Origin of the sequence: uncultured Roseobacter sp., assembly GCF_947495025.1 — a bacterium.
Taxonomy (GTDB): domain Bacteria; phylum Pseudomonadota; class Alphaproteobacteria; order Rhodobacterales; family Rhodobacteraceae; genus Roseobacter.
In genome coordinates, this window is record NZ_CANLXG010000002.1 from 441,343 (window position 1) to 465,761 (window position 24,419).

General features: G+C 60.1%; 32 protein-coding genes. 21 read left to right on the top strand and 11 right to left on the bottom strand.

What is annotated here, in order from left to right; genetic code table 11:
- Positions 1–20: 20 nt before the first annotated feature.
- On the bottom strand, positions 21–938 hold the full coding sequence (locus Q0792_RS10235; RefSeq protein ID WP_298839818.1) for a LysR substrate-binding domain-containing protein: 918 nt from the start codon (positions 936–938) through the stop codon (positions 21–23).
- Between the two features lie 103 nt (positions 939–1,041).
- On the opposite strand from Q0792_RS10235, the gene Q0792_RS10240 reads away from it, so the two are divergent.
- Positions 1,042–1,284, top strand: a complete 243-nt coding sequence (locus Q0792_RS10240) for a hypothetical protein (RefSeq protein ID WP_298839821.1) — start codon at positions 1,042–1,044, stop codon at positions 1,282–1,284.
- A 40-nt stretch (positions 1,285–1,324) separates the two neighbouring features.
- Entirely contained in the window at positions 1,325–1,651 is a 327-nt protein-coding gene (locus Q0792_RS10245) for a helix-turn-helix transcriptional regulator (protein ID WP_298839824.1), read from the top strand.
- Here the strand turns inward: Q0792_RS10245 and Q0792_RS10250 are convergent.
- Both Q0792_RS10250 and Q0792_RS10255 read right to left on the bottom strand, forming a co-directional pair.
- Complete coding sequence (locus Q0792_RS10250; protein ID WP_298839827.1) at positions 1,648–2,538, bottom strand: DMT family transporter; 891 nt, start codon at positions 2,536–2,538, stop codon at positions 1,648–1,650. The genes Q0792_RS10245 and Q0792_RS10250 overlap by 4 nt on opposite strands.
- A gap of 4 nt (positions 2,539–2,542) precedes the next feature.
- On the bottom strand, positions 2,543–3,421 hold the full coding sequence (locus Q0792_RS10255) for a LysR family transcriptional regulator (RefSeq protein WP_298839829.1): 879 nt from the start codon (positions 3,419–3,421) through the stop codon (positions 2,543–2,545).
- Positions 3,422–3,663: 242 nt separating this feature from the next.
- Between Q0792_RS10255 and Q0792_RS10260 the strand changes: the two genes are divergently transcribed.
- From Q0792_RS10260 to rpmE, 15 genes are all read left to right on the top strand, one after another.
- Positions 3,664–4,242, top strand: coding sequence for an NAD(P)H-dependent oxidoreductase (locus Q0792_RS10260; RefSeq protein ID WP_298839832.1), 579 nt, complete (start codon positions 3,664–3,666; stop codon positions 4,240–4,242).
- 95 nt (positions 4,243–4,337) lie between these two features.
- Positions 4,338–4,829: a hypothetical protein gene (locus Q0792_RS10265; protein WP_298839835.1), complete on the top strand. Its 492-nt coding sequence runs from the start codon at positions 4,338–4,340 to the stop codon at positions 4,827–4,829.
- Positions 4,830–5,032: 203 nt separating this feature from the next.
- Entirely contained in the window at positions 5,033–6,544 is a 1,512-nt protein-coding gene (gene ffh / locus Q0792_RS10270; protein WP_298839838.1) for a signal recognition particle protein, read from the top strand.
- Entirely contained in the window at positions 6,541–7,071 is a 531-nt protein-coding gene (locus tag Q0792_RS10275) for a GNAT family N-acetyltransferase (RefSeq protein ID WP_298839841.1), read from the top strand. Before ffh ends, Q0792_RS10275 begins: the two co-directional genes overlap by 4 nt.
- Positions 7,068–7,604 (top strand): GNAT family N-acetyltransferase, encoded by a 537-nt coding sequence (locus Q0792_RS10280; RefSeq protein ID WP_298839844.1) that lies wholly within the window; start codon positions 7,068–7,070, stop codon positions 7,602–7,604. The genes Q0792_RS10275 and Q0792_RS10280 overlap by 4 nt, the downstream gene beginning before the upstream one ends.
- A complete protein-coding gene (locus tag Q0792_RS10285; RefSeq protein WP_298839847.1) occupies positions 7,601–8,158 on the top strand; it encodes a GNAT family N-acetyltransferase in 558 nt (185 codons plus the stop codon). Before Q0792_RS10280 ends, Q0792_RS10285 begins: the two co-directional genes overlap by 4 nt.
- On the top strand, positions 8,155–8,760 hold the full coding sequence (locus Q0792_RS10290; RefSeq protein ID WP_298839849.1) for a GNAT family N-acetyltransferase: 606 nt from the start codon (positions 8,155–8,157) through the stop codon (positions 8,758–8,760). The genes Q0792_RS10285 and Q0792_RS10290 overlap by 4 nt, the downstream gene beginning before the upstream one ends.
- Before the next feature lie 93 nt (positions 8,761–8,853).
- Positions 8,854–9,150 (top strand): chorismate mutase, encoded by a 297-nt coding sequence (locus Q0792_RS10295; RefSeq protein ID WP_298839852.1) that lies wholly within the window; start codon positions 8,854–8,856, stop codon positions 9,148–9,150.
- 179 nt (positions 9,151–9,329) lie between these two features.
- Positions 9,330–9,719, top strand: a complete 390-nt coding sequence (gene rpsP, locus Q0792_RS10300) for a 30S ribosomal protein S16 (RefSeq protein WP_298839854.1) — start codon at positions 9,330–9,332, stop codon at positions 9,717–9,719.
- A gap of 101 nt (positions 9,720–9,820) precedes the next feature.
- On the top strand, positions 9,821–9,964 hold the full coding sequence (locus Q0792_RS10305; protein ID WP_298839856.1) for a hypothetical protein: 144 nt from the start codon (positions 9,821–9,823) through the stop codon (positions 9,962–9,964).
- Positions 9,961–10,467 carry a ribosome maturation factor RimM gene (gene rimM / locus Q0792_RS10310; protein WP_298839858.1) on the top strand — a complete coding sequence of 169 codons (507 nt, stop codon included), beginning with the start codon at positions 9,961–9,963 and terminating at the stop codon, positions 10,465–10,467. Before Q0792_RS10305 ends, rimM begins: the two co-directional genes overlap by 4 nt.
- Complete coding sequence (gene trmD / locus Q0792_RS10315) at positions 10,467–11,264, top strand: tRNA (guanosine(37)-N1)-methyltransferase TrmD (protein WP_298839859.1); 798 nt, start codon at positions 10,467–10,469, stop codon at positions 11,262–11,264. Before rimM ends, trmD begins: the two co-directional genes overlap by 1 nt.
- A gap of 122 nt (positions 11,265–11,386) precedes the next feature.
- Complete coding sequence (locus tag Q0792_RS10320; RefSeq protein WP_298839861.1) at positions 11,387–11,650, top strand: hypothetical protein; 264 nt, start codon at positions 11,387–11,389, stop codon at positions 11,648–11,650.
- Between the two features lie 245 nt (positions 11,651–11,895).
- Positions 11,896–12,279 carry a 50S ribosomal protein L19 gene (gene rplS / locus Q0792_RS10325; RefSeq protein ID WP_298839864.1) on the top strand — a complete coding sequence of 128 codons (384 nt, stop codon included), beginning with the start codon at positions 11,896–11,898 and terminating at the stop codon, positions 12,277–12,279.
- A gap of 11 nt (positions 12,280–12,290) precedes the next feature.
- The gene (rpmE, locus tag Q0792_RS10330; RefSeq protein ID WP_295311011.1) at positions 12,291–12,512 is read left to right on the top strand and encodes a 50S ribosomal protein L31; all 222 of its coding nucleotides are present in this window, start codon (positions 12,291–12,293) and stop codon (positions 12,510–12,512) included.
- Between the two features lie 432 nt (positions 12,513–12,944).
- Here rpmE and Q0792_RS10335 read toward each other — a convergent pair whose 3' ends face one another.
- Positions 12,945–13,721 (bottom strand): methyltransferase domain-containing protein, encoded by a 777-nt coding sequence (locus Q0792_RS10335; protein WP_298839867.1) that lies wholly within the window; start codon positions 13,719–13,721, stop codon positions 12,945–12,947.
- Between the two features lie 293 nt (positions 13,722–14,014).
- Here Q0792_RS10335 and Q0792_RS10340 point away from each other — a divergent pair, with 293 nt between their 5' ends.
- A complete protein-coding gene (locus Q0792_RS10340) occupies positions 14,015–14,824 on the top strand; it encodes a division plane positioning ATPase MipZ (protein ID WP_298839869.1) in 810 nt (269 codons plus the stop codon).
- Here the strand turns inward: Q0792_RS10340 and Q0792_RS10345 are convergent.
- A complete protein-coding gene (locus Q0792_RS10345; RefSeq protein ID WP_298839872.1) occupies positions 14,808–15,680 on the bottom strand; it encodes a DMT family transporter in 873 nt (290 codons plus the stop codon). The genes Q0792_RS10340 and Q0792_RS10345 overlap by 17 nt on opposite strands.
- Before the next feature lie 26 nt (positions 15,681–15,706).
- Entirely contained in the window at positions 15,707–16,159 is a 453-nt protein-coding gene (locus tag Q0792_RS10350; RefSeq protein ID WP_298839875.1) for a MarR family winged helix-turn-helix transcriptional regulator, read from the bottom strand.
- 159 nt (positions 16,160–16,318) lie between these two features.
- Here Q0792_RS10350 and Q0792_RS10355 point away from each other — a divergent pair, with 159 nt between their 5' ends.
- Entirely contained in the window at positions 16,319–16,441 is a 123-nt protein-coding gene (locus tag Q0792_RS10355) for a hypothetical protein (RefSeq protein ID WP_298839878.1), read from the top strand.
- 276 nt (positions 16,442–16,717) lie between these two features.
- Here the strand turns inward: Q0792_RS10355 and Q0792_RS10360 are convergent, their stop codons facing one another.
- Positions 16,718–17,104: a RidA family protein gene (locus Q0792_RS10360; RefSeq protein WP_298839880.1), complete on the bottom strand. Its 387-nt coding sequence runs from the start codon at positions 17,102–17,104 to the stop codon at positions 16,718–16,720.
- Positions 17,105–17,684: 580 nt separating this feature from the next.
- On the opposite strand from Q0792_RS10360, the gene Q0792_RS10365 reads away from it, so the two are divergent.
- On the top strand, positions 17,685–19,343 hold the full coding sequence (locus Q0792_RS10365) for an ABC transporter substrate-binding protein (RefSeq protein ID WP_298839882.1): 1,659 nt from the start codon (positions 17,685–17,687) through the stop codon (positions 19,341–19,343).
- A gap of 81 nt (positions 19,344–19,424) precedes the next feature.
- Positions 19,425–19,913: a DUF2165 domain-containing protein gene (locus Q0792_RS10370; RefSeq protein ID WP_298839884.1), complete on the top strand. Its 489-nt coding sequence runs from the start codon at positions 19,425–19,427 to the stop codon at positions 19,911–19,913.
- Here the strand turns inward: Q0792_RS10370 and Q0792_RS10375 are convergent.
- The 4 genes from Q0792_RS10375 to boxB form a co-directional block, all read right to left on the bottom strand.
- The gene (locus Q0792_RS10375; protein ID WP_298839885.1) at positions 19,900–20,535 is read right to left on the bottom strand and encodes a 3-hydroxyacyl-CoA dehydrogenase family protein; all 636 of its coding nucleotides are present in this window, start codon (positions 20,533–20,535) and stop codon (positions 19,900–19,902) included. The two genes, Q0792_RS10370 and Q0792_RS10375, sit on opposite strands and share 14 nt — an antisense overlap.
- A gap of 38 nt (positions 20,536–20,573) precedes the next feature.
- Entirely contained in the window at positions 20,574–21,515 is a 942-nt protein-coding gene (locus Q0792_RS10380) for a helix-turn-helix transcriptional regulator (RefSeq protein WP_298839888.1), read from the bottom strand.
- A complete protein-coding gene (gene boxA / locus Q0792_RS10385) occupies positions 21,499–22,695 on the bottom strand; it encodes a benzoyl-CoA 2,3-epoxidase subunit BoxA (protein WP_298839889.1) in 1,197 nt (398 codons plus the stop codon). Before boxA ends, Q0792_RS10380 begins: the two co-directional genes overlap by 17 nt.
- 225 nt (positions 22,696–22,920) lie before the next feature.
- Positions 22,921–24,372 carry a benzoyl-CoA 2,3-epoxidase subunit BoxB gene (gene boxB, locus Q0792_RS10390; RefSeq protein WP_298839891.1) on the bottom strand — a complete coding sequence of 484 codons (1,452 nt, stop codon included), beginning with the start codon at positions 24,370–24,372 and terminating at the stop codon, positions 22,921–22,923.
- Between the last annotated feature and the right edge of the window lie 47 nt (positions 24,373–24,419).

Below are 24,419 nucleotides of genomic sequence, written 5' to 3' on the forward strand. Positions count from 1 at the left end.
TTCCGCACGAAACCCGTTATTCAACCAATCGGTTGATCTTGATCACCTTCAGAGCCGTCACGGAACGCCTGTGTCTCGTCCAGAAGCCAGGCACCGAACTGTTTGACGGCCGTCCGGCGTCTGGCCTGTGCTCCATAAACGATATAGAACGCGCCGTCGCGAATGCCTGTCTCAAAGCAGCGCACGAAACGACCCAGGGCCTGGTCATGCGACACACATTCGGTCGAACCCATATAGAGGCCCAGACCGTTCAGCCCCGCTTCATAGGCAAGGGGCGACCTGAGCCGCCAGCCACCTTGTGGCAGCTGCGGCGCGTTGATCCCGGCAGCGGCAAACCAGTCGTTCCAGATGTTGTTGGACCGGTCACGGAGCATCGGCAGGCCCAGCATGTCCTCAGGGCGATCAATCCTGTGCCGTTCCAGAAACGCAGGCGAGGCATGCGGATAGATCGGTGCCGAGCTGAGAAGATCCGCCGGCACGTCGAGGCGCCCGGTGTGGGCAAATCTGATGGCCAGGTCAGCCTCATACCGATCGACATCCGCCAGCATGGGCGAGGATTCCAGCCGCACTTCTATGTCGGGAAAGGTTGTCTGAAATCCCGCGAGGCGGGGCAGAATGAAGCGCTCGGCAAAGAGCGGTTCGCTGTTCACGGTCACACGGCCCCGCGGCACGGCAGACAGGTCCTCTGTCGCCTCCGAAATAGCATCCAGAGCGGGCAGGATGCGTTCAAGATAATCCTGCCCGGCCGCCGTCAGCTCCACGCCGCGTGGTAAGTCGCGAAAAAGCTGAACACCCAGCCGCGCTTCCAGTCCGCGCACATGACGGCTCACGGCAGAGTGGCTGACATTCATTTCATCAGCCGCACGGCTGAAGCTCTGATGCCGCCCGGCAGCATCGAAAGCGCGCAAGGCATTCAGGGGAGGGAGCGTCCTGGACATGCCTATACGTGACTTTTCTGCACATATCTTGTCAAGGATCGGCGTTTGTGGCGACGCATCCGGCCCTTTATAGAATATTTACACCGTAGAAAGCAGGCCAATCATGACTTTATTGCACACAAACGCGCCCCGGCGCGACCCATCCCTGCGCGCCGGAGCCAGTCGGGTTGCGCTGGTGTCGCGCATTATTACCGCGATCAGGCGGGTCATCCCGGCACGCGGACGCTATGACGCGCTACCCCCACTCAGCGACCATCTGGCCCGTGATATCGGGCTCGACGCGGCTGATCTGGCGGCTTCCCGTCACAGGTTTCCGTCGCAATCCACCTTTCATCCCCGAGGGTAACGGCTCTTTTCTGTCAGGCGCCCGACGGGTATGACGGGGCATGGCAGGCACGATTGATCAGGTATTTGCAGCGCTGGCGGACCCGACACGGCGGGAAATTCTGACAATGCTGCTCGAGGATGACATGGCGGTCACGGATGTGGCAGAGCCGTTTGAGATGTCGCTGGCGGCCATCTCAAAGCATCTTGTGGTCCTGACCAATGCCGGCCTCATCACCCAGGAAAAACGCGGCCGGGTGAAATGGTGCAAACTGGACCCGGACGCAATGCGCGCGGCTTCAGTCTGGATGCAGGGGTTCGGGCAGTTTGAGCCCGTGAACCTCGATGCCTTTGAGCGCTTTCTGAAAACCGAGCTTAAGTCCGGCTAGGCCTGGCCGTGCTCGTCGCGCAGCAACAGCAGCAGCGCCAGCACAGTCAGTGCCACACCGGCGGCCACCAGCGGCGGCGGCGGGCTCTTGCCCTGCGCCACTTCCCAGATGATCACCCAGGACGGTGTAAGATAGGTATAGGCCATTACCTTGGCGCTTGGCAGGCGCAGGCTGGCATACTGCAACAGAACAAAGGTCGCCGCCGAGGCGAAGACAGCCGTATAGAGAATGGTCACCCAGACGATACCCGGCAGATCCGCCCAAGGCGTCGCACGCAGATCAGACCATCCCCAGACCAGCAACAGCAGCGCGCCTGCCAGTAAGGTGCCGAATGTCGAGACCACCGGGGACTCACCGCGGTTCAGCCGCCGCACCATTGGTGTGTAGAAGGCATGACTCACGCAGCCTGCGAAATATGTCAGCTCGCCCCGCCCCACCTCAAACGCCCGGAAAGCCGCGAAATCCGCACGGAAAATGACCCAGAGCGCGCCAACCGCGCCGATGCTCAGCGCCAGCGCCATGCGCGCGGTGGTGACCTGCCGCAGCAGCAGCCAGCCAAAGAAGCCGGCCACGACCGGCGTCAGCGTAAAGACAGCCGCCGCGCTTACCGGCGGCGCGGTCTTCAGCCCCTCGAACATCAGCACAAAGTAAACTGCCAGCAACGCGCCCAGCACCACATACCGCCAGGGCGCCCGAAACCCGCCCTCGGGCATACCCCGCGTGGCCAGTAGCGCCGCGCCGATCACCATGGCTGCGATGACAAAGCGCACCGCGTTCAGCGCAGCGGGCTCGATATCATTTGCCGCCTGCGCGCCGAGCGAAAACGATCCCGCCACCAGAGCAGAGAAAGCCAGCATGGCGGCATGGCCGCGCAGCGCGGGCGTCAAGGTGTCATACTTTCCAGTCCCGTGACTGTTCTTTGAGAAACGTCAGAAAGGCCTGAACCTTGGTCGTCCGGTGCAGATCGACATGCGTGACAAGCCAGAGCGGCCCTGCCCAGCCGTCTTCACGCGGGTGTACTTCGACGAGGTTCTCGTCCTGCTCTGCATCGTATACCGGCATAAACCCGATACCCGCACCTGCCTTGATCGCAGCTTCCATCGCGCGTGTGTCTGTGCTGCGGAACGTCAGCGCAGAGGCCGGTGCATTCTGACGCAGCCAGCGTTCAAAAGGCGCTCTGCTGTCGTCTGCGTCCTGCGCCACGAAACGATGGCGTCCGAAACTGTCGACGCCGTCAGGCCTGCCATGGGTTTCGATATATCCGCGACTGGCATAGAGCCCCATTTTCTGTTCGTGGAAAGGCTGGACCACATTGTCCGGCTGATCTGGCACTGTACCTGCGCGGATCGCGACATGTGCCTCGCCATATTCAAGCCGGAAAAGCCGCGCGCCGGTAAGGTATCGCACAACGACGTCCGGATGCCCCCGCTGGAATTCGGCCAGCAAGGGCGCCATGCGCGGCGCGATGCTGATGAGCGAGGTCACCACCAGTTCACCGGACACATCGTTGCCCCGGCCCTTTATACGGCCGGCAAGCTGACTGAACTGATCGTCGGTCGCCTGAGCGACGCGCAAAAGGTCCTGACCCGCCTCTGTCGCAGTATACCCGCGGGCATGGCGCTGGAAGAGTTTTACACCCAGCCGGCCTTCGAGCGCATCAATGTGCCGGATGACCGTGGCATGGTGTACACCCAGCACATCTGCAGCACCGCTGACAGTCCCCATGCGCGCCACCTGAAAAGCGGTTCTGATCTCGTCCCAGTTGTCCACCCGCGTATCCCCGCCCGTCTGTATCTGTGTCCGGGCCAGAATTCGGGAAAGATGTGCGGAATTGCAAGAATCTTTTGGAATCAGGGCCGCGCCCCTGTGATTGTGAACGGAGGATCGCGTCAGATTTACCCGAAATGTTCAAAAATGCACATCTTGTGTTTGAATTGATGCATTGCGTGCAAATTTGTTTTGACCATATTGGAGGGCAGAAAGACAACATATCTCCAGCAAGGACACCCGACATGACACAGAAAATTCTTCAGATCGATGCCTCTGCCCGCCTGAACGGTTCGACCACACGTCAGCTGACGTCGAAAATCTCCGGTCGTCTGGGCGGTACAGTCACACGACGTGACCTCAGCGAGGCAATTCCCCAGATCGACGAGACCTGGGTGAATGCCAACTTTACCCCGGCTGATCAGCGTACTGATGACCAGAAACAGGCCCTGGCTCTGTCTGACAGGCTCGTGGCCGAAATCAACGCCGCCGATGTCCTCGTCATCGGTGTGCCGGTTTACAACTTTGGTGTGCCCGCCGCGCTCAAGGCGTGGATTGACCAGATCGCCCGGGCCGGTGTCACTTTTAAGTATACCGAAAACGGTCCCGTCGGTCTGCTCGAAGGCAAACGCGCGGTGATCGCTCTGGCCACAGGCGGCACGCCGGTCGGTTCTGATATCGACTTTGCTTCCGGCTACATACGTCACATCATGGGCTTTATCGGCATCACCGACGTCGAAATCATTGCCGCTGATCGCCAGATGGCCGACGCCGGTGCCGCCATCGCCGCAGCAGAAGAAAAAATCCAGAGCCTTGCTGCCTGAACCAACTGCCGCTTAAACGCCGGGCGCACGCGGGTCGTGCGCCCTTTTCGTGCGCGTTCCCGGAAATCGCCATAATTTCCGGCCATACGGGCAACATGAAAATCGTGACGGATACCCCGCATCTGCTTGTGTTGGAATACCGGCCCTGGCGTCTGACGCTGTGTCTTGTGGCCTTTGTGCTGTTTATCGGTTGGGTTTCGATGGACGCCTGGGCGGGCGGCGACCGTGGATCTGCGGTTTTTGCCGCCCTGGTCACGCTTGGTTTGCTTTGTCCGGCGCTGTGGCTTGCGACCGAACGGGTGCAGGTGATCTTTGACCGGCGCGAAGGCGCCTGCACGCTGCGGCGAAAACGCCGGTCCGGATATCACGCGCAAAGCCATCCCATCGGGCAGATAACCCGGGCGATGGTACAGACATACAAGGGCGGTCACGACGATCCCGACGGTCATCGCATCGCGCTCGTGCTTGGCAAGGATCACCCAGACAACCGAGTGGGGCTGACCCGAAGTTACCGCAGCGGCCCACAGGCCGAAAAAGCCGTTGACCGTATTAACGCCTGGCTTGACTCCGCGCGCCAGCAGGCTTAAACGACCGCAACAATTCCGGAAGCGTCAGACTTCCGGTCCCGGATCATCCGGGATCGCCCCCCACCAGCGAGTTTCGCCCGTGGGGGCAAAGTCCGTTGGCTTTGGCCCCACGACTGAACCGTGGGCGGGGGCATTTGTGCATTTACCGCGGCGTTCCTACATCAGGAACATCCCGCAACCGACAACGAAAGGGGCCGCGGCCCATGTTTGAAAATCTGTCCGAACGCCTCGGTGGCGTCTTTGACCGTCTCACCAAACAGGGTGCTTTGTCCGACGAGGATGTCAGCACCGCCCTGCGTGAGGTCCGCGTGGCCCTGCTCGAGGCGGACGTATCGCTGCCCGTTGCCCGCGATTTCGTCAAAGCCGTCCAGGAAAAGGCCACCGGTCAGGCCGTCACCAAATCGATCACCCCGGGCCAGCAGGTCGTCAAAATTGTGCACGACACCCTGGTGGACGTGCTCAAAGGCTCAGAAGACCCCGGCGCGCTGAAAATCGACAACCCGCCCGCACCTATTCTGATGGTCGGCCTGCAGGGTTCCGGCAAAACCACAACGACCGCAAAACTCGCCAGGCGGCTGAAGGAAAAAGAAGGCAAGCGCGTGCTGATGGCGTCGCTTGACGTGAACCGACCTGCCGCGATGGAACAGTTGGCGATCCTGGGCACGCAGATTGGTGTCGACACCCTGCCCATCGTCAAGGGCGAGGACCCGGTCGCCATCGCGAAACGCGCGAAGACCCAGGCGGGCCTTGGTGGTTATGACGTCTATATGCTCGATACGGCGGGCCGTCTGCACATCGACCAGGAACTGATCGCCCAGGCCGCTGCCGTGCGCGATGTGGCCAACCCACGCGAAACCCTGCTGGTGGTGGATGGCCTGACCGGCCAGGACGCGGTGAATGTGGCCACCGAATTCGACGACAAGATCGGCGTCTCCGGCGTCGTCCTGACCCGGATGGATGGCGACGGACGCGGCGGTGCCGCGCTCTCGATGCGTGCTGTCACGGGCAAGCCCATCCGCTTTGTGGGTCTGGGCGAGAAAATGGACGCCATTGAGACCTTTGAGCCGGACCGGATCGCCGGTCGTATTCTCGGCATGGGCGATATCGTCGCTCTGGTGGAAAAGGCCCAGGAAACGCTCGAACTGGAACAGTCCGAGAAAATGGTCAAACGCATGATGAAGGGCCACTTCACCATGAATGACCTGCGCATGCAGCTGGAGCAGATGCAGAAGATGGGCGGCATGCAGGGCATGATGGGCATGATGCCCGGCATGGGAAAAATGGCCAAACAGGTCGAGGACGCCGGTATCGACGACAGCATCATCAAACGTCAGATCGCGCTCATTCAGTCCATGACCAAGAAAGAACGCGCGAACCCGCAGATCCTTCAGGCCAGCCGCAAAAAACGCATCGCCAAGGGTGCGGGTATGGAAGTCTCCGAGCTGAACAAGCTGCTCAAGATGCAGCGCCAGATGGGCGACATGATGAAGAAGATGGGCAAAATGGGCAAAGGCGGCATGCTGAAGCAGGCCATGAAGGGCATGTTCGGCAAAGGCGGCCCCTCGCCCGAGGACATGGCCGCCGGCATGGACCCCAAAGCGCTGGAAGCCGCCGCAAAGCAGATGGGCGGCAGGCTGCCCGGCGGCCTGGGTGGTATGGGTGGTGGCGGCATGCCTCTGCCCCCCGGTCTTTCAGGATTTGGCAAAAAGAAGTGAGCACAGCGCTGACATATGCCCCGCGTCTGGAGACAGAGCGGCTGGTCCTGCGCGGACCGGAAAAGTCGGATCTTGCCCCGTTCACGGCATTTCTGACCGCCAGCCCGCGCATGAAGGCGCAGGGCGAGCAGGCCACTGTGGCCGAGGCATGGTTTGCCTTCATGACGGGCATCGGCCACTGGCAATGGCACGGTTTCGGCTTTTTCACGCTGACCCTGAAAGATAAAAACGCCACCGCAGTAGGGCGAGCGGGATTGCTCCGGCACGCGCAATGGCCACAGGAAGAGCTGGCCTGGCACCTGTTTGACGGTGCCGAAGGCAAAGGCTACGCCACCGAAGCGGCAAAAGCCGTGCGGGCCTGGGCACACGATACTCTGGGCCTGCAAAAACTGGTCAGCTACATCCACCGCGACAACCGCCGGTCACAGCGCGTGGCAGAACGGCTTGGCGCAACAACGGATGGCACCGCTCCGCCTCATGAGCCTGACGCCGAAATCTGGACACATCCGTCGCCGGTGACCACATGAACACGCCCTGGTTTGATACCCCGGTGCTGGAAACCGAACGCCTTGTGCTGCGCGCGCCCGCCCCTGCGGACGCCGATGCTTTCATGGCGTTTTATCAGACGGACCGCGCCCGCTTTGTGGGCGGGCCGATGACGCCGCGCCAGGCCTGGAACTTCTTCGGCACCGAAATCGGCCACTGGGTCATGCGTGGCTTTGGCATGTTCACCGTGACACGCCGGGGCTCTGACGCACCGCTCGGGATCGTCGGTCACTGGTATCCGCACGGCTGGCCGGAAAAAGAAGTAGGCTGGGTCCTCTTCGATGCCACCAGCGAAGGCCAGGGCATCGCGCGCGAGGCCGCCCGCGCCTGCCTTGATCACGCGTGGACCGTGCTGGGCTGGGACACGATCGTCAGCTACATCGACAGGGGCAACAATGCCTCGGTGCGCCTCGCCGAACGGCTGGGTGCAGCGCTTGATACCGGTGCCACCATCCCGAACCCGGAAAAGGACGTTCTGGTCTACCGCCACCCCCGCCCGGAGGTGCTGAAATGACATTTGCCTGCGAAACACCACGCCCGGGTGCGGCGGCGCTCTTTGCCCTCGGCCTGCAGGAAAAACTGCCGACCCTGCGCACCACGCGGCTGATCCTGCGCGCGCCCCGCGTGACAGATTTCGAGGTCTACGCAGAAATCGCCTGCAGCGAACGCGGTAAACACCTCGGGGGACCGTTGTCGCGTGAGGACGCCTGGGCAGATTTCGCGCAGATGACATCAACCTGGCTGCTGCATGGCCACGGTATCTGGACAATCGGCCATCAGGGCGCCATCGCCGGTTTTGTCCTGCTTGGGTTCGAGCCTGGTGACATGGAACCGGAACTTGGCTTTGTCCTGACAGCCGAAGCAGAAGGCAACGGGCTGGCGACAGAGGCAGCGGACGCCGCCCGCACGCACGCTTTCGAGACACTCGGCTGGAACACGCTGGTCAGCTATATTGATCCCGCAAACATCCGTTCTCAGGCAACTGCCCGGCGCCTCGGCGCTGTGCCAGAGGGAATGCAGGGAGACGCCCGCGTCTGGCGTTATCACCGCGGAGGGCACATGGCATGACCGGTGCACTCATCCCCGTACTGGAAACCAGACGCCTGATCCTTCGCGGCCCGGAACCCCAGGATTATCCCGATTTCAAGGCGACTTTCACCAGCTACCGTGCGCGTTTCATGGGCGGGCCCCTGAACGCCTATGAGGCGTGGATGCTCTATGCCGCTGAAATCGGCCACTGGCAGATCCGCGGCTATGGCATGTGGATGATCCACGACAAACAGACCGACAGAACCTATGGTATGGCGGGCGGCTGGAAGCCTGCGCAATGGCCCGAGGCCGAAATCGCCTGGGTTATCTGGCCCGAGATGGCGGGCAAGGGGTATGCGCTCGAGGCGACCCACGCAGTACGCGGATACCTTTACGACATCTGCGGCTGGATAACGGCGGTCAGCTACATCGACCCTAAAAACCTCGACAGTATCCGCCTGGCCGAGCGTCTGGGAGCAAAGAAAGATCCTGCGGCTGCTACCATCGACGGGAACGACGCTGTCTACCGGCATCCGGCCCCTGAGGCGCTGCGCAACTCGCAGCTGGCGCACGGTATCGAAATGGAGATTGGCCACTACGCTGATCCGCTGTTCAGACCGAAAGGATGGGCTCTTGACTGATCCTTATACCCCCGTGCGCCATGAGCCGGCACAATACCCACGTGATACCGATGCAGGGCCTCGTTCCTGCCGGTGCGTTACAGGAGGCCGGAAATGACCGACGCAGTAACCCGCGCCGCAGAAGTGCTGAAAGAGCACCGCAGCAGCATCGACCGGCTGGACGCGATCCTCGTCTATACGCTGGGCGAGCGGTTCAAACACACTCAGGCTGTGGGGAAACTCAAAGCCGAACACGACCTTCCCCCGTCAGATCCGTCGCGCGAAGCGGCCCAGATCGAGCGGCTCGAAGATTTGGCGAACCAGGCCGATCTGGATCCTGAATTCGCCAGGAAGTTTCTGAACTTCATCATCGCTGAAGTGATTCAGCACCATCGTAAACACCAGAACTAGCGCACCTTTGGTGCGACAACTTCAAGCGCACCTTTGGTGCGACAACTTCAAGCGCACCTTCGGTGCGACAACTTCAAGCGCACCTTCGGTGCGACAACTTCAAGCGCACCTTCGGTGCGACAACCCCAATCCTGAGAGGCTCCGGCCTCATCTAAAAAACACCAAGAGGAAAACAGACCATGGCTATGAAAATTCGTCTCGCCCGCGGCGGCTCCAAAAAGCGCCCTTTCTACCGTATCGTTGCAGCAGACAGCCGCATGCCGCGCGACGGTCGCTTTATCGAAAAGCTGGGCACCTATAACCCGCTGCTGCCCAAAGACAGCGAAGAGCGCGTGAAAATGGACGTCGAGCGCGTTCAGCACTGGCTGGCAGAGGGTGCACAGCCCACAGACCGTGTGGCCCGTATGCTGGAAGCAGCCGGCCTGAAAGAAAAGTCCGTGCGCAACAACCCCAACAAGGGCACACCGGGTAAGAAAGCTCAGGAGCGTGCGGAAGAGAAAGCCGCGAAAGCTGCGGAAGCCGCTGCGCCCGCCGAAGAAGAAGCTCCTGCAGAAGAAACTGCGGAATAAGCAGGTGTTGCGGCCCTCCTTTCCGGGAGGGCGCACCGAAAACAATGGCACCGCCCGCGCGCTGCGGGCGGGCCTACCCCCACCAGCCCCGCAGGCCTGACATGTTCCGACCGGTCCGCACCCTGATCCTGGTGCTTCTGACGTTTTTCGCAGGTATTATGTATGAACGTGCCCGGCAGTCGGATACCTGTCTGGACCGGGGCGGTGCTGTGTCAGAAGGCATCTGCATTGGAGTGGACGAATGAGTGACGACAAAATCTGTGTCGGCGCCATCGGCGGCGCTTATGGCGTGCGCGGCGAGCTGCGCGTCAAAAGCTTCTGCGCCGTACCCGAAGATATCGAGACATACCGCCCGCTGACCTCAGAAGATGGCGCGCGCAGTTTTCATCTGGCGCTGGTGCGGCCCATCAAAAACGGCTTTGCTGCACGCATCGCTGAAGTCTCTTCCAAAGAAGAGGCTGACGCGCTGAAGGGCGAACGTCTCTATGCGCAGCGTGACCAGCTGCCATCATTGCCGGATGACGAATATTACCACGCCGACCTTATCGGTATCGAAGTTTTTGACACAGGTGGCGTATTGCTTGGAACAGTAAAACTGGTGCAGGACCACGGTGCCGGCGATCTGCTGGAAATCCAGCGGCCCGGATCGTCTGAGACTGTTCTGCTGCCCTTTACGATTGCCGCAGTGCCCACCGTCGATCTCGGCGCAGGCCGCATTGTCGCCGATCCGCCCGACGGGCTTTTCTGATGCCTGACACGCCGCGCAGCCACGGACGTAAAACCATCCGGCCAACGCTGACACCACGGTCGCTGATGGACGGCGGCGAGGAGCTTGCCGGTGTATGGCAGGCTCGGGTCGTTACGCTGTTCCCTGACGCATTTCCAGGCGTGCTGGGACAGTCGCTGACCGGTCGGGCGCTGCAGGAAGGCAAATGGCAGCTGCACACCCATGACCTGCGGGACTTTGGCATCGGCAGACATCGCAATGTCGATGACACCCCCGCAGGTGGCGGTGCCGGGATGGTTCTGCGGGCCGACGTGGTCGGCCCCGCACTGCAGGCAGCGCAGTCAAATGCCCGCGGCAGGTGGCCGGTTCTTTATATGTCTCCGCGCGGCAGACGCTTTGACCAGTCAATGGCGGGGGATCTTGCGCGCTGCGACGGGGTGACGGTTCTGTGCGGGCGTTTTGAAGGCGTTGATGAACGTGTGCTCGAGCACTTTGACGTCACTGAGGTGTCGTTGGGCGATTTCGTAATGACCGGCGGCGAACTGGCGGCTCAGGCGATGCTGGACGCCACCGTAAGGCTGCTGCCCGGGGTGCTTGGAAATGCAGAAAGCACCGTGGATGAAAGCCACTCGAACGGTCTGCTGGAACACCCGCAATACACGAAACCGGCCAGCTGGGAAGGGCGCGATATCCCGCCCGTCCTTCTCTCCGGCAACCATGCCGAGATTGAAAAGTGGCGGCGCAACCAGTCCGAGTCGCTTACAAAGGTCAGACGCCCTGATCTCTGGGCCAAAAAGCGCAACAATCCCGGAAAATGACTCTCATTGGCAACACATACGGTCACGACGCCCATATTCAGCCACGAAATACAGACAATTTGACAAAAACCTGACAGATTCAACCTCAATAGTAAGTCGCGAAAGACGACGGGAGAGGATCGATGCTGAAGCTGCTCAATGCAATCGCCGGACAGGAAATGCAAACCACCGGACCCACTGAAAAGTACTCCCGCTTCGACCCGGGCCACAGGCGCGAACGGATCGTACGGAGCAAACCCGCCAAACCAGCACCCCGTGTGGCGAAAAAACCCGCACCCCAACAGGACCCGGGCGCTGACCTCATGGCGCAGCTTTATTGCGAAAGCTCCATCTCCACCTCTGTTCTGCGCAACGCACTGCCCAACCGCTTTGCCGGCGCGGGCTGACCTGTGACGGATTACCTGCGCTTATCGCCTGCTGCGGGCTTGATCCTGAACTGATTTCCTCCTAGAACGCGCGAGACCGGAATCGCCTGTGCGGCTCCGGTCCGTTTTCTTATGGGAAACGTGAACCAAGGAATGATGTTTGAATTCTCCCGGCGGGCGCAGCATGCCGACCCGATTACAGACCGGAAGCTCTGAAACGCGCAAAACTTCGTGGACCAACCACGAGCAGTATAGGAGACGATCAGATGGATCTGATTGCACAGCTTGAAGCGGAACAGATCGCCGCTCTGGGAAAAGACATTCCCGATTTCCGCGCCGGTGACACCGTCCGCGTCGGTTTTAAAGTTACCGAAGGCACACGTACCCGTGTGCAGAACTACGAAGGCGTCTGCATCGCGCGCAACAACGGCCACGGCATCGCCGGCTCGTTCACCGTGCGCAAGATTTCCTTCGGTGAAGGCGTGGAACGCGTGTTCCCCCTGCACTCGACAAACATCGACAGCATTACAGTTGTCCGCCGTGGCCGTGTTCGCCGCGCGAAACTGTACTATCTGCGCAGCCGCCGCGGTAAGTCCGCGCGTATCGCCGAGAACAGCAACTACAAGCCCCGCCCGGGCGCCAGCGCATAAGGATCTGACCGATGAAAGCAGATACACACCCAGATTATCACATCATCGACGTCAAAATGACCGATGGCACCGTGGTACAGATGAAATCCACATGGGGCGCCGAAGGCGACCAGCTTTCGCTGGACATTGACCCGTCTGTGCACCCCGCGTGGACAGGTGGTTCGTCGCGTCTGATGGACACCGGCGGTCGCGTTTCCAAGTTCAAGAACAAATACGCAGGTCTGGGTTTCTGAACCCTTTACCGCTTTACAGATCAAGGGGCCGTCTTCCGGGACGGCCCTTTTTGTTTGCGCTGACCGCTTTCCGGCGACCCGTCAGCCGCAAATGCCCCCCGTTTCTGGAGCGCGTGGAAACACCCGCGGACGAAGATATCTGCGGCCTGCAACAGATGTCTGGCAAACGCCGGTCACGGTGCAATCATCCCCTCTGTGCAACGCAGCCAGAAACACTTGCACGGGGCCCGGGCCACCGCTCTCGCAGCAGGGGCCGTCCAGCAGCCTTCCGATAACCGCATCACTCAGAGCCCGGTTTTCACACCGGCTCTATCTGCCGCCACCGGGGCAATAAAACCGCACAACGAACCGGCAATGCGCGGAGCCGGGCCGCAAGCATCACATGTGGCCCTGCCAAGACAACGCATGACGGACAATTGCCTTTGTAACTGCCTAAATCCTGACGGCGCTCATTCTGAAGTACGTCAGTGAAAAGAAGAACCGCCCCCGGCGAGCGAGATCCACCTGTTCATCGAACCACGCCTGTGTCTCATGCGCGGGCATATGACCGTTTTCAGAAGCATAGCGTGACATCAGGTGCATCAGCATAAATGCGATGCCATCCGGCCGCATCGTCACGTCGCAGAAAGTGAAAGGCTCAATTTCTGCTGCGGCAAAACCTCCGTACCGCATGAGTTCGGGCCACCGGGCGGCAACGCGCGCCTCGGCATAGTGATGATCCCAGGCCGCCTGGACACGTTGCATACGCTCTTCGTTTTCCGAGAACCAGTCCAGGGTGGCGCACCCGGTATCGACCGCAACAAACCTGCCACCGGGGCAAAGAACCCTGTGCACTTCGCGCACTGCTGATGGAATGTCCGACAGATATTCAAGCACCTGAACAGCGACGGCCTTGCCGGCCGCGCCATCCTTGAGCGGCAGCGCATCGGCGCGCCCGTCGCAAATCTTCACCGACGGGTATTCAGCAGAGCGTGCCTGGGCCAGCGCGCGCATATCTGCGCTGGGATCAACCCCGATCACGTGTCCCGTTTTCCCGACGGCACGCGCGATCTGTTCGGTCAGCAGTCCGTTGCCACAACCGATATCAACCACCGTATCACCCTCGCAAAGGTGAAGAGCGTCAAAGGCTTTACGTCTGCGACGGCTCGCATCGCCTCCCTGATAGGCAGTTTCGAGCAGCTTTGTTGTTTCTTTACCGAACTTCAGCATGTCTTCAGCCTACCGCAAAATCGCGCCGGTCAGCATCTGCACCTGCACAAAGCCAGTACCTGCCGCGGTCCCCCGACAGAGTACGCATTGCTGCACGCTGTGTCACGTCACGGCAAAAACCGCCTGGCGCGGCACGTGCCACCAGCGAACCTGTGACGGGGAAGCCGCGGCGGCTGTTTTCCCGCATATCAGAGACGAATTCAGCGCCACGACCGCTTCCCAAACCCAGGCGTCCAACTTATAGTCCGCGCTCACAACGGCCGCACAAAGCGACGGGACAAAGGATCGGGCATATGGCGCATATCATCGTCGTCGGAAACGAAAAGGGTGGCGCGGGAAAATCAACCGTTTCCATGCATGTGGCAACAGCCCTCGCGAGGATGGGGCACAAAGTCAGCGCACTTGATCTGGACCTGCGGCAGCGCACTTTCGGGCGTTATTCAGAAAACCGCGCCGCATTTCTGAAAAAGGCGGGGCTGTCTCTGGCCAGTGCGCACGTGCATGACCTTCCGGAAATCTCTACGTCAGCTCTGAAACCGGGGGAAAACATCTATGACCACCGGCTTTCCGCCGCGGTGGCCGATCTTGAACCCAACAACGATTTTATCCTGATTGACTGTCCCGGCTCGCACACACGCCTCAGCCAGGTAGCGCACAGCCTGGCGGATACACTGATCACGCCGCTGAATGACAGTTTCGTCGACTTTGATCTGCTTGCGCGGACGGATGCGACGGGTGAGGAAATCCTTGGCCCGTCGGTCTATTCCGAAATGGTCTGGAACGCACGACAACTGCGGGCACAGGCCGGTCTGACCCCGATTGACTGGATCGTAGTCCGGAACCGGATGGGCGCACAGCGCATGGTCAACAAAGAAAAAATGGAACGTGCGATCAATAATCTGAGCAAGCGGATCGGTTTTCGTATTGCCCCCGGTTTTTCTGAGCGGGTCGTGTTCCGCGAGCTTTTCCCACGCGGGCTGACACTGCTGGACCTCAAGGATATCGGCGTCAAACAGCTGAACATTTCGAACGTGGCCGCGCGGCAGGAACTGCGTGATCTTGTCAAGGCTCTGAATCTGCCGGGCGTTACTGTCGACTTCTGATCTGCCGGCGCATCAGCATCCGGAAATTAGAAACAGACAGCGCGCCCACAACGACCGCGCCACCGACCAGTGTCCACTGACCCGGGTGCTCATTGACCACAGCCCAGACCAGCAGGGGTGCCAGAACGCTCTCCAGAAGAACCAGAAGGCCGACCTCGGGCGATGAAATGAAACGCGGACCGATCGCCAGCAGAACCGAACTGCCCAGAATGAAAATCCCGTGGGCCAGCACCAGCGGCACCTGACCTGCAGGCACTGATAACGGGGCCGTAAACGGCAGGATCAGCATCGCGGCAACGACATAGCCCATGGCGGCGCCAGGCACCATTGAGACGTGACGCACGCGCCGCGCCGCCGTCAGACCCGCAGCAAAGAGGGCCGCAACGCACAGCGCAAGCAGATCACCCGAAAGGGCAGCGTTTTCGTTCTCTCCGGATCCGGCAGCAATAATCCCAAGGCCAGCCGCGACCGAAAGGATGGTCATTACCATCGCAGGACGGATCGGCTCGGCCAGAAAAACCCGGCTGAAGAGGGCCGCGAACACCGGGAGGGCCGCAATGATAAAGACAACATTGGCCACCGACGTCAGGCTGACTGCCAGCACGAAAAGCACACCACTGCCGCCGATCCCGACCATGTAGATGACACCGCAGGCACCTGTATTCAGCACAGCTCTGAAAGGTGTCGTGCCGCGCCACAGCAAAATGCCCAGACCACTTACGCCACCGGCCAGAAACAACCGCCAGAACGCAATCGTGAGCGGTTCGGCTGTGATGAGACGCACAAACAGTGCGTCCGGTACGACCAGAAGAACACCGGCGAGCGTAATCAGAAGTCCTTTGATCTGGTCAGTCATGCGTCATGGGTGACCTGAATTGCCGTTCAGGTAAAGGGACCGCCGTCGCTGCCGCCCAGCTTTCTGAGCGCGGTGCGCAGAACCTCCAGTTCCTGCGGCGACAACTGCGCGTTCAGTGCATCATCGTAATCGGCCGCGATACCACGCAGTTCATTGAACACGGACCGGCCGCGCGGCGTGAGATCAAGATGTTCGACCCGCCGGTCTTTTTCGTCCCTGTTTCGGGTGATGTACCGTTTTTCGGCAAGCCGGTGCACGGCCCGGCTGATCTTGGTTTTATGCGTTTGCGCGGCTGTTCCGATAGCACCGGCCGTCATTGACCCGTAAAGACCAAGGTGAAACAGCACCCGCCATTCCGTCCGCAACAGACCATAGCGGTCCTTGTAAACCTGATGGAACTCCAGACTGCTGCGTTCTGCCGCCTGGGTCAGCAGATATGGCAGGAAAGCCTGAAGGTCGAAGGTACTGTCAGAGGGCATGGGACGATCCCGGTTTGTTGCACTTACAACTTTTAAGGACCGGGGCGCCATATTGCAAAGAGACTTCCGGGATCAGAGCGCAGTAAAAACTTGTGAAACGGCGCCCGCCGGCTAGATATCGGGACAGGCCAGGCCCGGACGCACAAAGGAAAGACCAATATGTCAGATGCAATGATTGACCTGCTGTTCTGGATCGTCGTTTTTGTTGCACTGTTTTTCCTGTTTCGCCGGATGCAGGCCGCAAAAAAGAACAAGAACAAGGACCGGGATCAGAACGACTGAACCGGCAAAGATACGATGGCGTCGCACGACAACAGACCATCCCAGAGCACCAACCGTTTTGGCCCTTCACGCGGTGATCTCATATTCCGTGCCTGTTTCGCCGTCGCCGGGCTGGCGTTGACTGCGGGTGCGCTTTTGTGGCGCGGATTGCCACATGGCCCCGGTGGCTGGGAAGCAATCATTATTTCCTTAGTCTTTTTCGCGGGCACCCGGGGCTGGAGTGTGCGCCGCCTTGTGCGGGGCGATTATCCCCGGAGCTGACCACCTGCACTGGTGCTAACCCGCGGCCCAGACCTCGACCTCGACCAGAAATTCCGGCCGGGTAAAGCCGGAAACGATGAGCAGAGTTGACGTGGGAAGCACAGGAGCACCGGACAGGAAACTGTCGCGTGCCTGCATGTAACCTGCCATATGATCCCGGTCGGTGACATAGGCAGTGACATGGCAGACGTTATGAGCCGTCATCCCTGCTTCCGCCAGTATCGCCGAAATGTTTGCGAAACAGATCCCGGCCTGACCCAGCGCATCAGCCGGGACACTGCCATCACCAGCAATCCCCAGCTGGCCAGCGGTGCGGACCCACCGGCACCCTGGCGGTATTTCGACGCCATGCGAATAACGGGCCACGGGTGGCGCAATACTGGCGGGTTGCAAAGATTTCACAGCTTCTCTCTCATTTTTCTGGCCTGTCGCAATGCCGCGAAAACGTGTTCAGTGTCCCAGCCATTGATCCGCCTGTTCTCTGTCCGGCACAAGCACCAGATTCGGTTTTGGTCAAATCTGTGCAATAGTTTCCCGGTGGATTTCAGAATTTTTTACACCACCCGGATTTTTTACCGTCTCAGACTCTGCGGTCCTGCCCGGTTCTGAGCACTGAAAGGTCATCCTTGCCCATGCAGATGAGCCTGCACTGATCAAGGTCTGCCAGCGACACTGACGGCCTGAATTGCGTCATTGGGCCAACAAAATCGCCCGGTCAGCCGGTTATTCGAGCCCGGTGAAAAGCACCTGGCCAACCAGAGATGCAAAAAACGGCCGAGACGGTGGGGGACATTCGGCTCCGCCCGACCGGGCCGGCACAAAACCGCTGCAGAAGATGGGGTTGACGCCAGACACCTGAGTGTTTGAAACTCACCGCGTTCCCCGGAAGGGGCCGCTCAACAGCAGAAAAACTGCATCACCAGACCGGGAAAATATCCGGCACCCGCGCAGCCAGCCGCTGCGCACAACAGAGAGGAAGAACATGACATTTTTCACCCGCACCGGTAAGCCGTTGCCGCAGTCCATCGTGGACTCTGCATCGAAGGTTGGCGACGACGCTGTGAACCGCCGCGAATTTCTGGCCCTGGCCAGTGCCTTCGGCGCAACCGCGGCGACCGCCTATTCGATGATCGGCATGGCTGCCCCCGCACAGGCGGCAGGTCACAAGATGGGCGGCACAGTCCGCATCCAGCAGGAAGTCCGCGCGCTCAAGGATCCGCGCACCTATGACTGGAGCCAGATTGCAAACTTCAGCCGCGGATGGCTGGAATACCTCGTTCACTATGAAAACGACGGCACCTTTACCGGCAAACTGCTGGAAAGCTGGGAAATCAGTGACGACGCGACGGTCTACACCCTGAACGTTCGTAAGGGCGTGAAGTGGAACGACGGCAGCGATTTCACTGCCGAGGACGTCGCCCGCAACATCGCCGGCTGGTGCGACAAGGCTGTTGAGGGTAACTCGATGGCTGGCCGTTTTGCGACGCTGATCGACGCTGATACTGAAAAAGCAATCGACGGCGCGATTGAAGTTGTCGACAGCCACACCGTTCGCCTGAACCTGCCGGCCCCCGACATCTCGCTCATCCCTGGCATGGCGGATTATCCGGCGGCCATCGTGCCGGCCTCCTACACGCCGGAAACGGCGCTGAGCAATCCGGTCGGCACCGGCCCTTATCTGCCTGAATCCATGGAAGTCGGCGTCAAGGGTGTGCTGGTTCGTAACGAGAACCACACGTGGTGGAATGAAGGCAACGGCGCCTATATGGACCGTGTCGAATACATCGACTATGGCACCGACCCGTCGGCCTTTGTTGCTGCGGCCGAGGCCGAAGAGATCGACATGACATACTCCATCGAAGGTGACTTCATCGACATCTTCGACACGCTGGACGGCTGGCAGAACAACTCTGTTGTCACGGCGGCGACTATCGTGATCCGGCCGAACCAGCTGGCCGAAGTCGATGGCATGCAGCCCTACGCGGACAAGCGTGTGCGTCAGGCGATTTCTATGGCTGTCGACAATGCGGTTCTGCTGGAACTTGGCTATGCCGGTCGCGGCGAGGTGGCAGAAAACCACCATGTCGGCCCGATGCACCCCGAGTATGCGGCATTGCCCGAGCGCAAGGTTGACCCTGCCGCAGCCAAAGCCCTGATGGAAGAGGCTGGCATGGGCGACTTTGAGCACGAGCTCATCTCTATCGACGACGCGTGGCGCAAGGATACAACCGATGCTGTTGCAGCTCAGCTGCGCGACGCCGGCATCAAAGTCAAAAGGACAATTCTGCCCGGTTCGACTTTCTGGAACGACTGGTCCAAGTATCCGTTCTCCTCGACCAACTGGAACCACCGCCCTCTGGGCGTGCAGGTCTGGGCCCTTGCCTACCGTTCGGGTGAAGCCTGGAACGAGTTCGGCTGGGCAAACGAAGAGTTCGACGGCATTCTGTCAGAAGCACTGGCCACCCCGGATGTTGAGGCGCGCCGCGCACTGATGATGAAGGGTCAGGCCATTGTTCAGGACGAAGGCGTGACACTCCAGCCATACTGGCGTTCTCTCTACAACCACACCCGCGAGGGTCTGGTCGGTGGCGAGCACCATATTTCCTTTGAGATCCGTCCGGAGCAGATTGCCTGGACATGATCTGATACATGCAGAGACAGGGCCGCGCACTGCGCGGCCCTTTTTTGTGCGCAACGGCAACACCGCGGAAAAGGAGCCGATATGGAAACGACACTGATACTGGCCCAGTTGGTTGCGACCGGGCTTGTCGCGTCATGGCTGACTCTCGGGCTGCGCGATAACCTGCTGCACCCGGCTCTGAATGAGACCTACACCGCCGAAGTTCTGAGCATGACGCGTATGCAGCATGAATACCCTGAACAGTTCGCGATCGTGGCCCATCGGGCCATAACAGACCGCAGGCTGCAGAGGCTGGCCTTTCGTGCCGTCGTCGTTGCCGAAGCGGTCGCCTGTGGGCTGCTGTGGATTGGCGTTGTGGGGCTGTTGATGAGCCTTGCCGGCACTGCAGAGCCTGATACCGGAAAGAGCCTTGCCCTGCTGGGTGCCACAGCCTTTACCGCCGTCTGGGGCGGATTCCTCGTGGCAGGCAATCACTTTTATTACTGGTTCTGTCACGAAGGCGCGCAGAACACACACTATCAGATGACCCTCTGGGGTCTCGGGACAATGATTCTGATCAGCCTGGCATAAACCGGACGCCGCGCGCTGCCATGGTCACCAGCGCAGGCGCCGGCTGCCATATCGTGTTGTTCTGATCGTCTGCCCGTTTCAGCGCATCGCAGACAGAGGCTACCCCTGTCTGATCGGCAGTCGCGAACAGGCCCCCTGTTGCACCCGGGTATCCGATGGCTGACAAAGATGCGCTGTTGAGCCGGCGCGCGGTTTCCGGATCATCCACAGGCGCCCGGCAGGCCAGCACATTGACCAGTCCGCGTATCAGGCAGCCAATGATGTCCTGCGGGTTCAGGTCGACGCGTTCAATCCCGGCAAACCGTGCCTCTTCGCACAGCAGGTCCTCCACCAGCGGGTCGATCACAAGGCCACCGCCCCCCGGATACCTGTACCAGCCAACCGACGCGGCCCGCCCCTGCCGTCCTTCGGACACCATGCGGTCAAGCAGTGAAACCGGCCGCTGGTCCTTCAGGGGCGGAAAGCTGTCGCGGCGCATCTGGCAGGCGATCAGCCCTTCGTCATCCTGTGCTTCGCAGACCCCCGGCCCAAAGCCAAAACTGACCATGGCCTCGTCCAGTTCCCACGGGTTGGTGTGCGCCAGAAGCAGCTCTTCGGCCACCGCCCGAAGGGCATCGCGCATAAGGTCGGCGGCCCGTGCCTCACACAGTCCCTCCGCAGTCACGACTTAGGGGAATTCAGAAAATTATTGGACGCAAAGACCGCCAGCAGGTCATTCAGGGATGCCGGCACAGTCCGGTTTGATGTGTTCACCTGTGCCTCGGCTCGCTCATAGTGTGGCGTTCGCGCATCCAGCAGAGCCCGCAACTGCGCCATTGCCCCGGGGTTGCCCTCCATCGGTCTCAGATCGCCCTGAGCGCGGACACGCTGCATGTGCTCGGCAGGAGAGGTGCGCAGCCAGACCGTGTGAAATCTTTCCAGCAGGAGCGTATATGCCTGCTCTCCTGCAACGACCCCACCGGCAACGGCGAGGATCATCCGGTCGTGCTTTTCCAGAACCCGCACCACAGCCTCGGTTTCAAGCCTGCGGTATCCTTCCTGCCCGTAAAGTGCCAGTATCTCTGACATTGGCATCCCGGTGAACGTCTCAATTTCTGATGTCAGCTCCACAAACGGGAGCGACAGGGTCTCGGCGGCAAGTCTGCCAAGGGTGGACTTGCCTGCACCACGCAGCCCCACAAGACAAATGCGACCGCGGCGCAGCGCGCCCGGATTACCGGTCGACAGAAGCCGGCGCACTTCTTCGCGCACAGCAGCGGGCGCCTGTCGATAAAGTGAAACCACATCCTGCACATCTGCGCTGGTCGTTTCTTCGGCCGCCAGAAGGCTTTCGGCCGTCGCGCCAAGCGCATCCGCGACACGCTGTAACAATGCGATGGAGATATTACCCTCACCGGCTTCGAGCTGCGCAAGATAGCGTGGAGACACTCCGGACATTTCGGACAAAACGCGGCGCGGCATCCGCTGTGCCTTGCGCAGGTCGCGGACACGCGCGGCGACACGCGCCATCAGCCGTGCCGCGTTATCCTGCGCGTGCGGCTCAGGCGCGCCCGGCACGCGGACAAGCGTCCCGCGTGGTGTGGGATCAGTAGGTTTCGACATGATACCTGCCATCATTGCGCATTTCGTCCCGCAGTTCCGACCAGTCGAGACCGGCTGTGGCAGCAAGATCACTCAGAGCCGCATCAACGCCCTGTTCCATGTCTCTGCGGCCGCAGATGTAGATGCAGGTTTTATCCGAGGCGAGCAGTCGGACAACCCGCTCCTGTTCCTGTCGCAGAAGGTCCTGCACATAATGCCCATCGCCGGTCTCCGGGCGGCTGAAGGCAAAAGACTTGTGCATGAATGTATCCGGCACCTTCTGCAAAGGCCCGAAATAAGGCAGGTCCCGCGCGCTGCGGGCCCCGAAAAAGAGCGACAGACCGGCCCTGGTGTCTGGTGTCTCGCGCTGACGCCGCATGGTGAAACCGCGAAAAGGTGCCGAACCGGTGCCCGTACAGATCATCAGCAGATGCATCTCCGGATCGCCCGGCATCAGAAAGGTTGACCCGAATGGTCCGGTCACCTCGATCTCATCCCCTTTGTTCAGATCGCAGACATAATTCGAACAGACCCCTGCGGCCTCGCGTTTAACCGTCAGTGAAATGTTTCCAAAACCCGGTCGCTCGCCGTCCCGTGGGCTCGACACGGAATAAAGGCGGGGCAGATGAGGTTTGCCATCGGCGTCGGTGCCAGGAGCGATAATCCCGATGCTCTGTCCTTCAAGCACCGGAAAGGGCAGGCTGCCATGGTCCAGAATGATGTGACGGACGTCATTGTCACCCTCCGGATCGGTCAGGCGGTAGTTGCCCTGCACTGTCATACAGGCGGGCGCAGAAGGATTGTACATATTGATGGTGGGCTTTGACGCCGAGCGTGGTGCCGTTGCCCTGCCCCCGGCACCGCTGTGAGCGTCCGCCAGAAGTTCAGCAATCACCCGATCATGGGCTTCGGCGTCTGCATCCGGTGTGTCATCCTCAGCTGCGATATCGTCCTGCTCGGGCAGTTCTTCGAATGCGTACTGCTGCTCCAGACTGTAGGGCGTGCTGACTACACGCCACTCGTCGATTGATCCCGTCGGGCATACGGGAATGCAGTCCATACAGAAGTTACACTTGTCCGGGTCAACAACCACATTGTTGTCGTCATGCTCGATCGCACCGATCGGGCAGGTCATTTCGCACGTATAGCAGCGAATGCAGATTTCGGGGTCAATCAGATGTTGTTTGACGGGTTGGTTCATGGAACGGCGGCGGACCTGTGCAGGATGACTTCCGGCAGCGAAAAGAGATCAAAGATGTCGCGACACATGCCTTTGCACGTTGCACAGCCGAGGCAATTGTTTGCCGGTACGTCAGGTTTCGTCGCTTTCCGGGTCTGCATAGGTCCGTTTCCTCCTGTTGTATGGGGTCACTTTCGTGACGCCGGCCAGTATTCCTGGCCCGCGCCGGTGATGCGTTGATTCAGATCAAGCCATGTGCAGCTTCACGTACTCAAAATCTCCGGGCTTGTTGTCGATGCCAACCTTCGGGGCTGCGATCCACGAGGCATACTTCCCGGGTTCAAAACACGGGACCATCAGGGACTGGATAAAGTCACCGTCATCTTTTGTGGGCAGCCATTCGTGCCTGCGTTTCTGCCACTCATCGCCAGAGATGATATTGCCATCGGGATCAACAGCAACCGACGAGAACACTCCGATCTGCCGGTGAAAGCCTTCGTGCGGCAGCTTCAGTTCAAACTCGACACCTGCGCGCGCAATGGCTTTGTTCCAGCGCCCGACCCCGCCTGCTGCATCTCGCACGTAGTCGTCGCGCAGGCGCATGTTAATGGCCGTCAGTGCCGGAACATCCTCGGTCACGATCTGGCCATCGACAACTGAAGTCACCGGATAGGTGTCGTTCTGCAGCTGATGATCATCGTCGATCCGCATTTCCATATACCGGCCCTTGATGCCTGCATTGAATGCGTTGGCTGCGTTGGTCGAAACCTCCTGCCCGAAGAGGTCCAGACTGAGCGTGTAGTGCAGGTTCAGTTTCTTCTGAATTGTAGGCAGGTCAATGACGCCCAGATCGCGGATCCGGTCGATGTCGTAAGGGTCAGCAATACCATTGGCGTTCATTGCCTCGAGCGTCGCCTGAATGGTGCGCCCGACGCCGGTTTCACCCACGAACATATGGTGTGCCTCTTCGGTCAGCATGAACCGGCATGTCCGGCTGAGTGGGTCAAATCCGGACTGCGCCAGACTTTCCAGCTGCATTTTGCCGTCACGGTCGGTGAAGTAAGTGAACATGAAAAACGACAGCCAGTCAGGCGTTTCCTCGTTGAACGCGCCCAGCATCCGCGGTGCCTCATCCGAGCCGGATGACCGGACGAGCATGTCGTCCGCCTCTTCGCGGCCGTCGCGGCCAAAGTATTTCTGAAGCAGATAAACCATCGCCCAGAGGTGTCGGCCCTCCTCCACGTTAACCTGGAAAAGGTTACGCATGTCGTAGAGAGATGGTGCCGTGAGGCCAAGAAACCGCTGTTGCTCAACCGAGCCCGGTTCGGTGTCGCCCTGGATGACGATCAGGCGCTTGAGCATGTTCCGGTACTCGCCCGGCACTTCCTGCCATGCCGGCTCGCCACAGTGCTCGCCCATCGGGATTTTGCGATCCTCCACCGCGGGCGCCAGCAGAATGCCCCAGCGATAGTCTGGCATTTTGACATAGTCGAACTTTGCCCAGCCTTTCGGGTCAACCGATACGGCCGTACGCAGGTAAACCATGCTCTCCTGGAAATTCTGGGGGATCAGGTCGTTCCACCAGCTGATATAGCCCGGATGCCACTTTTCCAGCGCTTTCAGTACTTTGCGGTCAGAACTCAGCCCGACATTATTGGGTATCCGGCTGTCATAGCTCACATTTATCAGATCTGTCATTTACCTCTCCCGTTGTCCTTTTCAGCACTGTCCGTTGCAAAAGAATG

What these genes read in the sequence shown, in the direction of transcription:
- Q0792_RS10335 (WP_298839867.1), bottom strand. Translation starts at nt 13,721, where the DNA reads ATGCTGAAGTTCGGTAAAGAAACAACAAAGCTGCTCGAAACTGCCTAT.
- Q0792_RS10340 (WP_298839869.1), top strand. Translation starts at nt 14,015, where the DNA reads ATGGCGCATATCATCGTCGTCGGAAACGAAAAGGGTGGCGCGGGAAAA.
- Q0792_RS10370 (WP_298839884.1), top strand. Translation starts at nt 19,425, where the DNA reads ATGGAAACGACACTGATACTGGCCCAGTTGGTTGCGACCGGGCTTGTC.
- ffh (WP_298839838.1), top strand. Translation starts at nt 5,033, where the DNA reads ATGTTTGAAAATCTGTCCGAACGCCTCGGTGGCGTCTTTGACCGTCTC.
- boxA (WP_298839889.1), bottom strand. Translation starts at nt 22,695, where the DNA reads ATGAACCAACCCGTCAAACAACATCTGATTGACCCCGAAATCTGCATT.
- boxB (WP_298839891.1), bottom strand. Translation starts at nt 24,372, where the DNA reads ATGACAGATCTGATAAATGTGAGCTATGACAGCCGGATACCCAATAAT.
- Q0792_RS10355 (WP_298839878.1), top strand. Translation starts at nt 16,319, where the DNA reads ATGTCAGATGCAATGATTGACCTGCTGTTCTGGATCGTCGTTTTTGTT.
- Q0792_RS10285 (WP_298839847.1), top strand. Translation starts at nt 7,601, where the DNA reads ATGACATTTGCCTGCGAAACACCACGCCCGGGTGCGGCGGCGCTCTTT.
- Q0792_RS10280 (WP_298839844.1), top strand. Translation starts at nt 7,068, where the DNA reads ATGAACACGCCCTGGTTTGATACCCCGGTGCTGGAAACCGAACGCCTT.
- rpmE (WP_295311011.1), top strand. Translation starts at nt 12,291, where the DNA reads ATGAAAGCAGATACACACCCAGATTATCACATCATCGACGTCAAAATG.
- Q0792_RS10260 (WP_298839832.1), top strand. Translation starts at nt 3,664, where the DNA reads ATGACACAGAAAATTCTTCAGATCGATGCCTCTGCCCGCCTGAACGGT.
- Q0792_RS10290 (WP_298839849.1), top strand. Translation starts at nt 8,155, where the DNA reads ATGACCGGTGCACTCATCCCCGTACTGGAAACCAGACGCCTGATCCTT.
- Q0792_RS10305 (WP_298839856.1), top strand. Translation starts at nt 9,821, where the DNA reads ATGTTCCGACCGGTCCGCACCCTGATCCTGGTGCTTCTGACGTTTTTC.
- Q0792_RS10320 (WP_298839861.1), top strand. Translation starts at nt 11,387, where the DNA reads ATGCTGAAGCTGCTCAATGCAATCGCCGGACAGGAAATGCAAACCACC.
- Q0792_RS10295 (WP_298839852.1), top strand. Translation starts at nt 8,854, where the DNA reads ATGACCGACGCAGTAACCCGCGCCGCAGAAGTGCTGAAAGAGCACCGC.
- Q0792_RS10345 (WP_298839872.1), bottom strand. Translation starts at nt 15,680, where the DNA reads ATGACTGACCAGATCAAAGGACTTCTGATTACGCTCGCCGGTGTTCTT.
- Q0792_RS10350 (WP_298839875.1), bottom strand. Translation starts at nt 16,159, where the DNA reads ATGCCCTCTGACAGTACCTTCGACCTTCAGGCTTTCCTGCCATATCTG.
- Q0792_RS10245 (WP_298839824.1), top strand. Translation starts at nt 1,325, where the DNA reads ATGGCAGGCACGATTGATCAGGTATTTGCAGCGCTGGCGGACCCGACA.
- rpsP (WP_298839854.1), top strand. Translation starts at nt 9,330, where the DNA reads ATGGCTATGAAAATTCGTCTCGCCCGCGGCGGCTCCAAAAAGCGCCCT.
- Q0792_RS10365 (WP_298839882.1), top strand. Translation starts at nt 17,685, where the DNA reads ATGACATTTTTCACCCGCACCGGTAAGCCGTTGCCGCAGTCCATCGTG.
- Q0792_RS10240 (WP_298839821.1), top strand. Translation starts at nt 1,042, where the DNA reads ATGACTTTATTGCACACAAACGCGCCCCGGCGCGACCCATCCCTGCGC.
- Q0792_RS10375 (WP_298839885.1), bottom strand. Translation starts at nt 20,535, where the DNA reads ATGCGCGATGCCCTTCGGGCGGTGGCCGAAGAGCTGCTTCTGGCGCAC.
- rplS (WP_298839864.1), top strand. Translation starts at nt 11,896, where the DNA reads ATGGATCTGATTGCACAGCTTGAAGCGGAACAGATCGCCGCTCTGGGA.
- Q0792_RS10265 (WP_298839835.1), top strand. Translation starts at nt 4,338, where the DNA reads ATGAAAATCGTGACGGATACCCCGCATCTGCTTGTGTTGGAATACCGG.
- trmD (WP_298839859.1), top strand. Translation starts at nt 10,467, where the DNA reads ATGCCTGACACGCCGCGCAGCCACGGACGTAAAACCATCCGGCCAACG.
- rimM (WP_298839858.1), top strand. Translation starts at nt 9,961, where the DNA reads ATGAGTGACGACAAAATCTGTGTCGGCGCCATCGGCGGCGCTTATGGC.
- Q0792_RS10235 (WP_298839818.1), bottom strand. Translation starts at nt 938, where the DNA reads ATGTCCAGGACGCTCCCTCCCCTGAATGCCTTGCGCGCTTTCGATGCT.
- Q0792_RS10380 (WP_298839888.1), bottom strand. Translation starts at nt 21,515, where the DNA reads ATGTCGAAACCTACTGATCCCACACCACGCGGGACGCTTGTCCGCGTG.